We start from the raw sequence: 10,759 nt of genomic DNA on the forward strand, positions 1-10,759 counted from the left end.
TGCTCCTTAGGAGTTGAAACACAATTTAATTCTTTTCAAAAAAGGTTCATTACAACGGTGTCTTTTCAATGCAACTCATTTATTTGGATCAACCTTCGGTTCGACCTACTTTTCTTTCGGGAAAAGTAGGCAAAACCATTGTCATCCGCAAAACTCGCCCTCATCCGGCATGTATCAAAAAGGTCGCAGAAACATTCATTTTCATATTTTGTCTTGGCTCAAACAGTTGCGGATGACGTTTCCGCGGATCTTGGTTTCACCATGACAAATTGATTTTTTACCCTGCTTTCTTTAATGCAAAATCCCGACCAAAAAGCAGCTTGTTACGAATCGTTGCAATTGGGGTTTGATCTGCAATCAGTTCGGCATACCAGGCACCGTCTTCCGTATCACCAAACAGCACCGCACCAATGACTTTATCCTTTTGAATAATAATGCGTTTATAGATCTGACGTTTCTCGTCATTCAGTACGATATCTTCAAAATCATCTTTTGGTTCGAAGTCACCTGCAGAGAACACATCACAACCACTCACTTTCAGCTGAGTCGGAACCGTTGGCGATTTAAAGGTCAGGCTGCCATGCTCGGCCAGATGTGATGCACAAATGAACGCCTGGCCCCAAAGTGGTTCAACCAGACCAAAGGTTTGACCACGGTGCTCGATACATTCACCCATCGCATAAATACTTGGGTCAAAAGTCTGCATGGTGTCATTCACTAGCACACCACGGTTGCAACGCAGACCGGCACTTTGCGCCAATGCGATATTTGGACGAATACCAACTGCGAAGACCACCAAATCAGCAGCCAGCACGGTGCCATCTTTTAGTTTCACTTGGGTCACATGACCTTCTTCACCAATTAAGCATTCGGTATTGGCTTCAGTCAGGATGGTGATACCTTTCTGTTCAATCGCAGTTTTCAGCATCTGGCTGGCTTTACTGTCCAACTGACGGTCCATGATGCGATCCATCAGATGCAATACTGTGACATTCATGCCTTGCTGTTTCAGGCCATAAGCAGCTTCCAGGCCCAGTAAGCCACCGCCGATGACGACCGCATTTTGTTTGGTTTTGCAGTAGTCCAGCATGGTATTTACATCATAGATGTCGCGGAAGCTGAGTACACCTTTTAAGTCGCTACCTGGAATTGGCGGAACAAATGGCTTGGAACCCGTCGCCAGAATCAAACGGTCATAACTGATCATTTCGCCTTTTTCGGTATACACCTGCTTACGCGGACGATCAATACGTACTGCTGGATCACCAGCAACCAGACGGATACCTTTGTCGGCATACCAGGCATGTGGATGCAGCATGATGTCATCAATGGTTTTCTCGCCAGAAAGCACTGGCGACAGCATGATGCGGTTGTAGTTGCCCCAAGGCTCTTCACCAATCACAGTAATTTCATAACGTTCTGGTGCCATATCCAGCAGATCTTCCAGACAACGCATGCCTGCCAGACCATTACCGACCAGTACCAGTTTCATTTTTTCCGGTGAAACACCGTTATTGGTGATATAGGTTTTTTGTGGCACTGGGCTAATGAACACCTTGCCATTTTCAATTTTGTTTGGAAAAACCAGCAGTTTTTGATCTTTATCTTCCAGGCAGCGGCCAGTCGCCAAACTAAAATGCTGCTTGTAAATTGGTGAAGCGACTACACGTTCACCTTGCAGATCACCAATGATGCCGCGTGACATCACAAACGCTTTACTAAATGGATCCTGGTTACTGAGTGCATAAACACGTTTTTCTGAACCTACACGAAAGATCGCAATTTGCTGATCTTCCACCAAAGCTGCAACGCCAGTATTAGGCGTGATGTCATCCAGTGCACACACTTCAACCCAATTCAGTTCATTCATATCTTTAAACATTGTCATATTCTTGCTCCTTTATTCTTTGAATCAGGCTTCAACTACCGGAATACGGCTGGCATTGCGTTCAGCTTCAGTTTTTGGACGGATCTGACCGCGCACTTCAGTAAATTGAACGTGCGGATCGTTTTGCTGTTCAGCCTTGGCATTAATAAAGGTTTTGAAACGTTTACGGACTTCTGGATCTTCAACTGCAGTACGCCATTCATCCTGATAAGTGCCCACCACATGCTCCATACGACGCTCGAGTTCTGTTGCCAGACCCAGTGAGTCATTGACGATGACATCTTTCAGATAATCTAAGCCGCCTTCGAGGTTGTCGCGCCATACTGAAGTACGTTGCAGACGATCAGCCGTCTGGATATAGAACATGAAGAAACGGTCGATATAGCGGACTAAAGTTTGTGTATCCAGATCTGATGCCAGCAGTTCCGCGTGGCGTGGTTTCATACCGCCGTTACCGCAGACATACAGGTTCCAGCCTTTTTCAGTAGCAATCACACCAACGTCTTTGCTTTGTGCTTCGGCACATTCACGGGTACAGCCAGACACCGCCATTTTCAGTTTGTGTGGAGAACGTAAGCCCTTATAGCGGTTTTCCAGATAGATCGCCAAGCCCACAGAATCATCTACACCATAACGGCACCAGGTGCTGCCGACACAAGATTTCACGGTACGCAGCGATTTACCGTAGGCATGACCTGATTCAAAACCGGCATTGATCAGTTTTTCCCAGATTTCTGGTAATTGATGCAGTTGCGCACCAAACATATCGACACGCTGGCCGCCAGTCAATTTGGTGTACAGACCATATTCTTTAGCAATCTGACCAATGACGATCAGACCATCTGGAGTGACTTCACCACCTGCCATACGAGGAACGACAGAGTAAGTACCATCTTTTTGAATGTTACCGAGGTAGTAGTCGTTACTGTCTTGCAGGCCGGCATGGCTTGGTTTCAGGACAAAGTCGTTCCAGCAAGATGCCAGGATGTTTGCCACTGTTGGCTTACAGATATCGCAGCCCAGACCATGACCATGTTGCTGGATCAGGTCATCAAAGGTCTTGATTTCATTCACACGAACCAGGTGATACAGTTCCTGGCGTGAATAAGCAAAGTGTTCGCAGAGATGGTTATTTACTGTTACGCCTTGGCGTTGCAGTTCAGACTTCAATACTTGAGTGACTAAAGGTGCACAACCACCACATGCAGTAGCTGCTTTGGTGCATTTTTTCAGTGCACCAAGCGAAGTTGAACCATCGGCAATCGCTGAACAGATATCCGCTTTAGATACGTTATTACATGAACAGATCGTTGCGCTGTCTGGGAGCAGGTCTACACCGCTACCGCCTGCTTTTGCAGTCGCTTGATCAAAGCCCGGCATGATCAGGCTTTCCGGATTTTCCGGGATTTCCAGACCATTTAGCATCATTTGCAGCAGGTCGTTATATTCTTTGGCACAACCGACCAGCACTGCACCGAGCAGTTTGGTTTTTTCAGCATTAACTACGATTTTTTTGTAGATCTGCGCTGCTTCATCTGCATAGAAGTAGCTCAGTGAACCTGGTGTCATGGCATGTGCATCGCCAACTGATGCAACATCCACACCCATCAGTTTCAACTTGGTGCTCATGTCTGCGCCAGTAAATGAGGCACATTCTTCTTGAAGTACATGTTTCGCAGCAATACGTGCCATGTCATAGCCGGGCGCAACCAGACCAAAAATCTTGTTATTCCACAGCGCACATTCACCAATTGCGTAAATGTCCGGATTGGAAGTTTGGCAATAATCATTGATCACGATACCACCGCGCTCACCGATTGCCAGGCCGCTTTGACGTGCCAGCTCATCACGTGGACGGATCCCTGCAGAGAACAGAATGATGTCGGTTTCCAGCTCAGCACCATCACCAAACTTCATCACGTGCTTGGCATTGACACCATCTTCAATAGACGAGGTGGCTTTTTGGGTATGGACTTTAACGCCCAGATCTTCGATTTTGCTGCGTAATACTTTACCGCCAAGATCATCAATCTGTACTGCCATTAAGCGTGGTGCGAATTCGACCACATGCGTTTCCAGATTCAGGTCACGCAGCGCTTTTGCCGCTTCCAGCCCCAGCAAACCACCACCAATCACGACACCGTTTTTGGCATTCAAGCTCGCTGCACGAATGGCATCCAGATCTTCAATAGTACGGTAAACAAAGCAATTTTCACGGTCATTACCAGGAATTGGCGGCACAAAAGCATAGGAGCCGGTAGCTAAAACCAGTTTGTCATAAGCAATCACATCGCCATGATTAGTGGTGACTGTTTTATTAACAGTATCGATTGCAGTCGCTTTGGTACTCAAACGCAGATCAATTCCATACGCATCTGCAAAGTCGTTACGGCAAAGGGTTAAATCCTTGGCTGATTTTCCAGTGAAATATTCAGTTAAATGTACACGGTCATAAGCCAGACGCGGCTCTTCTGCCAGAATAGTGATTTCAACCTCATCACCCGCATGCTCAAGCACAGATTCAATAAATTTGTGTCCTACCATGCCATGGCCAATCATTACCAGTTTCATATTCCTTCTCCTAAATTTTCTAAATCTTGTATCTTGTGTTTTAAGCCAGGTTGTTTCGTTCAAGAACAGCTTCTTCATATAGCTTTTGCTCTTTGGCCTTATGCTCAACCGAGAAGCGAATCATCAGAACAAAACTTGCTGCAATCACGACCAGGCCGCCAAGTGCCATCAGACAGGTTTGAATATCCAGCATGCCTTTAAGTAAGAATCCTGCGGCGACCGCACCCACGTTACCGCCTGCACCGATAATGCCGGCCACACCACCTAAGGCATCACGGTCAATAAATGGCACCAGCGCATACGTTGCACCACATGCCATGTGGGTAAATAATGCGAAGACAGTCATTGTGATGATGGCCAGCATGGCACTGTTCATTTGCGAGAATAAAATCAGGAATAAGCCTTCCATCAAGATCATGGCAAACAGCACTTTGGTACGTCCGTCCAGGCCTTTTTTGATGGCAACTTTGTCTGAAACGATGCCACCCAGTGCACGGGCAAATAGTGCTAGCAGACCGAAGATCCCGGCCGTCATACCTGCTTCTTTTAAACCAAAGCTGAAGTTTTCTACGTAGTACATGGCTACGATGTTATGAATGAAGATTTCGATACCGAAACAGGCCGCATAAGCGCCAAATAGAATCCAGACACGGTAGTTACGTGCAGCATGCATCAGAATTGCCATGCCACCTTTTTTCTCGCTACCTACCTGGATTCCTGCTGCACGCAGTTCTTTAAAGTTGCCTTGTGGACAGTCCTGAGTGAATTTCCAGTACAATGCACCGACGATCACCATCATTAGGCCTGGAACGATCAGTGCAATTCTCCAGCCCATCGCCTGTTCAACACCGAACATCACCAACGCAGCTAGAAGTAAGGGCATCAAGGCTTGAGTTGCACCACCACCGGCATTTCCCCAACCTGCAGATGCCGCATTCGCTGTACCGACCACATTCGGCGCAAACATGATGCTGGTGTGATATTGGGTAATGACGAAACTGGCACCAATGGCGCCAATCAGTAAGCGGAAAAACAGAAAGGATTCATAGCTATTCGCAGAGGCCACACCAAAGACCGGGATACTGCCGAGTACGAGTAAGGCGGTATAGGTTTTCCGTGGACCATATTTGTCACATAGCGGACCGACAATCAGTCGAACCAGAATAGTGATTGCGACTGCTGCAATATTGATATTGGCGATTTGATCTTTGGTTAAGCTGAATTCACCTGCGATCACAGGCATCAGCGGTGCACAGGCGAACCAGGCAAAGAAGCAGACAAAAAACGCGAGCCAACTCATATGGAAGGCTCTCATTGCTGCGCTGCTGAAATTCAAAAGACTTATTTTTGTTGCTTTCTTTTCATATAAATTTGAAGACATCACCATCTCCTTCCAGAACTGAACGTATAGGCTTATCTGCTATGCGAATCGCTGCACACCAGATGCGATCAGAACGGACGTCATTGGCCGTCTTACAAATTTCTTTAGAGTCGTCTTTGACTCAAATTCTATTAAGCACAAAGCGTGCCAATAAAATAATTCTATAAATAAGTATTTGTATTTATATTATTTATCGAAAGGTACTTTTATATTTTTTCTAAATTATAGTGACTGAGAACCAAGCTCTTTCTTATTTTCCTGAGAATATTCATATCCAGATTTTAAAATTGCCACTTCACTGCGCCTTTTGGCACAGCTTTAGTGCAAGGAAGCATATAATCAAATTAGGTATTTTTAATTAAAGAAAAACTTGTAGTTAAAATTTAAATTTTTTAAATGAGTTAGCTAATTAAGCATCTAAATGTGTCTAATACAATTAAATTTGGAAAATTTTAATTTCAAGTTATCTACTTCAATTAAATTTTGGATATATCTAGATTAATAAAAATTTATTCCATATTTTTTAAATAATTACATGGTAGTAACATTAAATAGAGAGCCAATCCAGAAACTGAATAGCATGGCAACGATGCCCCAAATCATGACACGCAGTGCGCCTTTCCACATACTGCCACCGCCCGCATAACTGGCTAATGCTCCCATCATTCCCAGACTAAGCACTCCCACCAGCATGACGCCCTGATCTAGCAAATGTGAAGGCAAAACCAAAATGGATACCAATGGAAATAAAGAACCTACCGTAAATGCTGATGCTGAAGAAAATGCCGCCGTAAAGGGCCGGGCAGCTGTCTGTTCCAGAATTCCAATTTCATCACGCGCATGCGCATCCAAGGCATTATGTGCAGTAAGCTGTTTTGCCACTTCTTCGGCCAGATCAGCTTCTAAACCTCGCTTGATATAAATATTTTTTAGCTCTCTTAATTCATGTACGGGATGCAGATTTAATTCCCGCTCTTCCATGGCGAGATCATTTTTTTCAATATCCTGTTGCGACTTGACCGAGATATATTCCCCAGCTGCCATCGAGGCTGCACCAGAAATCAGGCCAGCAACACAAGCAATCAAAAGTGTTTGTGACGAAGCACCACTGGCTGCCATCCCGACAACCAGACTGGTCACGGAAATAATTCCATCATTGGCACCAAGCACTGCGGCACGCAACCAGCCAGAACGTTGTATATAGTGTTTTTCATGATGATGGGAATGAGGCATGTCTTTCTCGTTCTTCTAGCAGATGAAATAAGATTTTAAATTTTAGTCACTTACTATTTTATCATCTTACATTAAGCCAAATATTTCAAATATGAATCTTCACCTTCAGAGATATCTTCGAGTTTCATCTACTTATTTTAAAAAAGAAAAATTATTTATTGTGAAGGCTTAAATAGATTTTAGCCAGCGGCCGCCATAAGCAACTCACTGGCTATACCTTAAAGGATGAACTTCTGATTATTATCAATGACCTCTCACTTTATATAAGTAATAAGGCCAAACGCTTAAACTAAATACATGGCATTAATCACTGATATCGAGACCATGCCTTAGCCTCGGATGGCAGCTTCAATTGCAGCGACATCAATTTTCTTCATGGTCATCATGGCATCAAAAGCTCTTTTAGCAACACCACGGTCTGAACTGTATGATGCTTCAAGCAAAGCTTTAGGGATGATTTGCCAAGATACCCCCCATTTATCCTTACACCATCCGCATTCGCTTTCCTGACCACCATTATTGACGATCGCATTCCAATAGCGGTCAGTTTCTTCCTGATCTTCTGTGGCGACTTGAAATGAGAAAGATTCATTATGCTGAAATACAGGTCCTCCGTTTAAACCAATACATGGAATACCCAGTACGGTAAAGTCTACTGTGATGACATCACCTGCTTTACCAGAGGGATAATCTCCAGGTGCAAGAACGATGGCACCTACAGATGAATTTGGAAAAATTTCTGCATAAAATCGTGCGGCTTCTTCAGCATCATGATCGTACCAAAGACAAATGGTATTCTTTACAATATTCATGATCTCACCTCTTCTTTCAGAATAGGTTTTAAAATACCTAAGAACTCTTCAATATCTCATCTACTAGTTGAGTCCTACTCTTCCCATCTTTCACCCAAAATTAAGATAAGCCTGTTTTAGAATTGTATATTTATTGATCTAATTGACTGAAAGCGTCATCAAAAAGAATAGTTTTAAAGAGTCGAGAGGAAACCTTTATCACCACTTAATCATAATATGTGGTTCTCTTTTTAGAGAATCGGTCAAGCTGCTTTAAAAATCCTTCGAAATAATCTTTCTGCTTTTCTTCAGTTCGATAACCTGCATATAAAGTCCGGCGCAGTCCATTCGGGGCTATACAATTCAAACGGCGTGAAGTCACCCAGCCTTTTTGCTCATATTCATTCACTACCCAATCTGGCAAGGCTGCAATTCCCCGACCACTGGCAACCAGTTGAATCAGCATTTGAGTCAAGTCGGTGGTCCGAATTTGTTTAGGTAAAATATTCGCTGGAATAAACAGGTGTGACATGATGTCCAGACGGTGCTTGTCCACTGGATAGGTAATCAGTGTTTCTTCCGCCAATTCCTGGACGCTAATACTTTGGGAACGCACTAAAGGATGAGTATTCGATAGCACCAAACGCGACTCATACTCAAAAATCGGGAAATACTCTATACCCTTCAGTTCAATAGGATCAGCGGTAATAAGCAGATCGAATTCCCCTGTTTGTAATAATTCATGCGGATTGGCCTCAAAGCCAGAAGCGAAATCCAAATCTACATCTGGATATTGAATACGATATTGATTCAGTAAAGGCATCAACCAGTCGAAACAGCTATGGCATTCGGAAGAAAAAATGATCCGTCCTGTCTGCCCATGCACAATGCGAATGATATCACTCTGTGCAACATGGACTTGAGGCAAAATATCATCTGCCAGCTTCAGTAAGCGCTGCCCGACATTGGAAAAACTGACCGGGCGACTACGGCGATTGACGATTTCGACTCCGAACCATTGATCCAATTCACGAAGCTGATGGGACAAAGCTGAAGGCGTGAGACAAAGATCTCCTGCTGCTGCAACCAGTGAGCCATGTTCTCGTAACGCGACTAAGGTTTTTAAATGACGAAGTTCTAACATGAATGCCCTGAAACCTATCTAATCTGATTCAATCTTAATTAAATAAGCTTACCCTATTTTGAACTTTAATATTATTAAATTTCATTTTAAAATTTATAGAATGAATTTTCCTCAACCAATAAAATCTACCACTCTTATCGATACAAAATAAAAACCTCCGAAATTAGGAGGCTTTTACTTCAGTTAGAGTTTAAGACTCAACCTCTTTTCAAAAGAAGGAAACACCCTAGCTCAAAAATCATGAGACATTTCCTTCTATTCAGGCTTAATAAACTTAACTGTTTTTTATGGACTGAAAGACTTGATAGGCTGCCTTGATTCGCTCTGCATTGGGAATTTTTTTATTCATCATCATCACCAGTCCAAAATTTTCTTCCGGAACAAACAGCACATAGGTGCCAAAGCCATTGGTTGAACCGGTTTTATGAAAGACTTGTGATTTTGCCTGAACAGTATTTTTGACTACTGGATTTGCTTGCATCACGACTTTTTCAGAATTACTTACCAGCAAAATATCGAGTGTCGTCGGATATGAAAAAGTCTCCCAGCCGAGTGCTTGAGTCATTTTCCCAAGTTTAAAATACCCATGATGAGTTTCTAGAAGCGCTTGTTTAATATCAGGCTTGTTTTTTTTCAGATTCAGATTGGCATCTAATAATTTCAGCATATCGGGAAGTGTAGATTTCACCCCATAAGCCTGGGCATCTAAAGCTCCCGGGTTTACCTGCACCGGATGATTGTTCTGATCATAGCCGAAAGCATAGTGAACCCTTTGTGCTTTCGGAACATTAATATAGGTATTCTTTAAATTGAGTTTTGGAAAGATCGTCTGTTCCAGCAATACGCTAAAAGGAACATTCATTGATCTTGCACTTAACTCACCAAATAAGCCAATACTGGGATTTGAATATTGCCGATATTGGCCAGCCGGATGTTTGATCTGCCAATTTTGGAAATACTCTAAAACTTGCTGATCAGTCTTAACCTGATCCGGAAATTGCAAAGGTAAGTTTCCACTCGTATAAGTCGCTAATTCCAGCAAACTGACTTTGTTGATTTCTGAATTCTTTAAATCAGGCCAATATTTAGCTGGATGATCATTAAAAGAAAGCTTGCCCTGACTCTTGGCATAGCCCCCCTGCAATGCCCGTAAAGATTTTACTTACAGAACCTAATTCAAAAATTGTTTACCGATTTACAGCTTTATGGTCGATATGAGATTGCAGGCCATAATAGTATTCATGATTTTTTCCCTGATAAATCACCCCGACTGCCATTCCCAATACATCATATTGTTGCATGAGCGGCTTGAATGACTGATCAATAGCAGCCTTAATATAATAATCCCTTTGTTTCATCTGCATTTGCCTGAACGCTAAATCCTATAGCCAAGACAATGATTCCTGCCTTAAATCCCTTCACATTACTTAAAACCATTCTTATTTTTTATCCCATTTAAGAAAGTGATTATCTTCTCACTTATTTCCCCACTCATCCTTAGTAGATTCTTTATTTCTCTTTCTATTGATTAGTGAATTCAATTTCTGAACTATTCAATCTCTCTTGTCTATAAGTTGCTCCCTCATAGAGGACATATAGTCATTCCAAGCTTTCTCCACTTTTTTCTCTGTACACGACAAAAATAGATAACTCATTGAAATAATGTCACAATAATTGTTTTCTAACGACGAATACTATGACACATCTCAATGAGTTATATCTTATCTTAAACAAATCTCTAAAATGGAACA

General features: G+C 42.9%; 6 protein-coding genes and 1 pseudogene. All 7 read right to left on the bottom strand.

What is annotated here, in order from left to right; genetic code table 11:
- Positions 1-277: 277 nt before the first annotated feature.
- The 7 genes and pseudogenes from nirD to ampC all read right to left on the bottom strand — a co-directional run bounded on the left by nirD (position 278) and on the right by ampC (position 10,445).
- Positions 278-1,888 (bottom strand): nitrite reductase small subunit NirD, encoded by a 1,611-nt coding sequence (gene nirD / locus FTV14_RS07855; RefSeq protein ID WP_180053716.1) that lies wholly within the window; start codon positions 1,886-1,888, stop codon positions 278-280.
- A gap of 24 nt (positions 1,889-1,912) precedes the next feature.
- On the bottom strand, positions 1,913-4,459 hold the full coding sequence (gene nirB, locus FTV14_RS07860) for a nitrite reductase large subunit NirB (protein WP_218948175.1): 2,547 nt from the start codon (positions 4,457-4,459) through the stop codon (positions 1,913-1,915).
- Between the two features lie 40 nt (positions 4,460-4,499).
- Positions 4,500-5,840, bottom strand: a complete 1,341-nt coding sequence (locus FTV14_RS07865; RefSeq protein WP_004783163.1) for an MFS transporter — start codon at positions 5,838-5,840, stop codon at positions 4,500-4,502.
- Between the two features lie 531 nt (positions 5,841-6,371).
- Entirely contained in the window at positions 6,372-7,073 is a 702-nt protein-coding gene (locus FTV14_RS07870; protein WP_180002442.1) for a VIT family protein, read from the bottom strand.
- Positions 7,074-7,402: 329 nt separating this feature from the next.
- The gene (locus tag FTV14_RS07875) at positions 7,403-7,885 is read right to left on the bottom strand and encodes a VOC family protein (RefSeq protein ID WP_180002441.1); all 483 of its coding nucleotides are present in this window, start codon (positions 7,883-7,885) and stop codon (positions 7,403-7,405) included.
- A gap of 205 nt (positions 7,886-8,090) precedes the next feature.
- Positions 8,091-9,008, bottom strand: a complete 918-nt coding sequence (locus FTV14_RS07880) for a LysR family transcriptional regulator (protein ID WP_180002440.1) — start codon at positions 9,006-9,008, stop codon at positions 8,091-8,093.
- 274 nt (positions 9,009-9,282) lie between these two features.
- Positions 9,283-10,445, bottom strand: a pseudogene (gene ampC / locus FTV14_RS07885) (class C beta-lactamase).
- Positions 10,446-10,759: the final 314 nt, after the last annotated feature.

Origin of the sequence: Acinetobacter sp. YH12236 (genome assembly GCF_013417645.1) — a bacterium.
Classification (GTDB): domain Bacteria; phylum Pseudomonadota; class Gammaproteobacteria; order Pseudomonadales; family Moraxellaceae; genus Acinetobacter.

Coding starts and splice junctions, on each gene's coding strand:
- nirB (WP_218948175.1), bottom strand. CDS start 4,459: ATGAAACTGGTAATGATTGGCCATGGCATGGTAGGACACAAATTTATT.
- FTV14_RS07880 (WP_180002440.1), bottom strand. CDS start 9,008: ATGTTAGAACTTCGTCATTTAAAAACCTTAGTCGCGTTACGAGAACAT.
- FTV14_RS07865 (WP_004783163.1), bottom strand. CDS start 5,840: ATGTCTTCAAATTTATATGAAAAGAAAGCAACAAAAATAAGTCTTTTG.
- FTV14_RS07875 (WP_180002441.1), bottom strand. CDS start 7,885: ATGAATATTGTAAAGAATACCATTTGTCTTTGGTACGATCATGATGCT.
- FTV14_RS07870 (WP_180002442.1), bottom strand. CDS start 7,073: ATGCCTCATTCCCATCATCATGAAAAACACTATATACAACGTTCTGGC.
- nirD (WP_180053716.1), bottom strand. CDS start 1,888: ATGACAATGTTTAAAGATATGAATGAACTGAATTGGGTTGAAGTGTGT.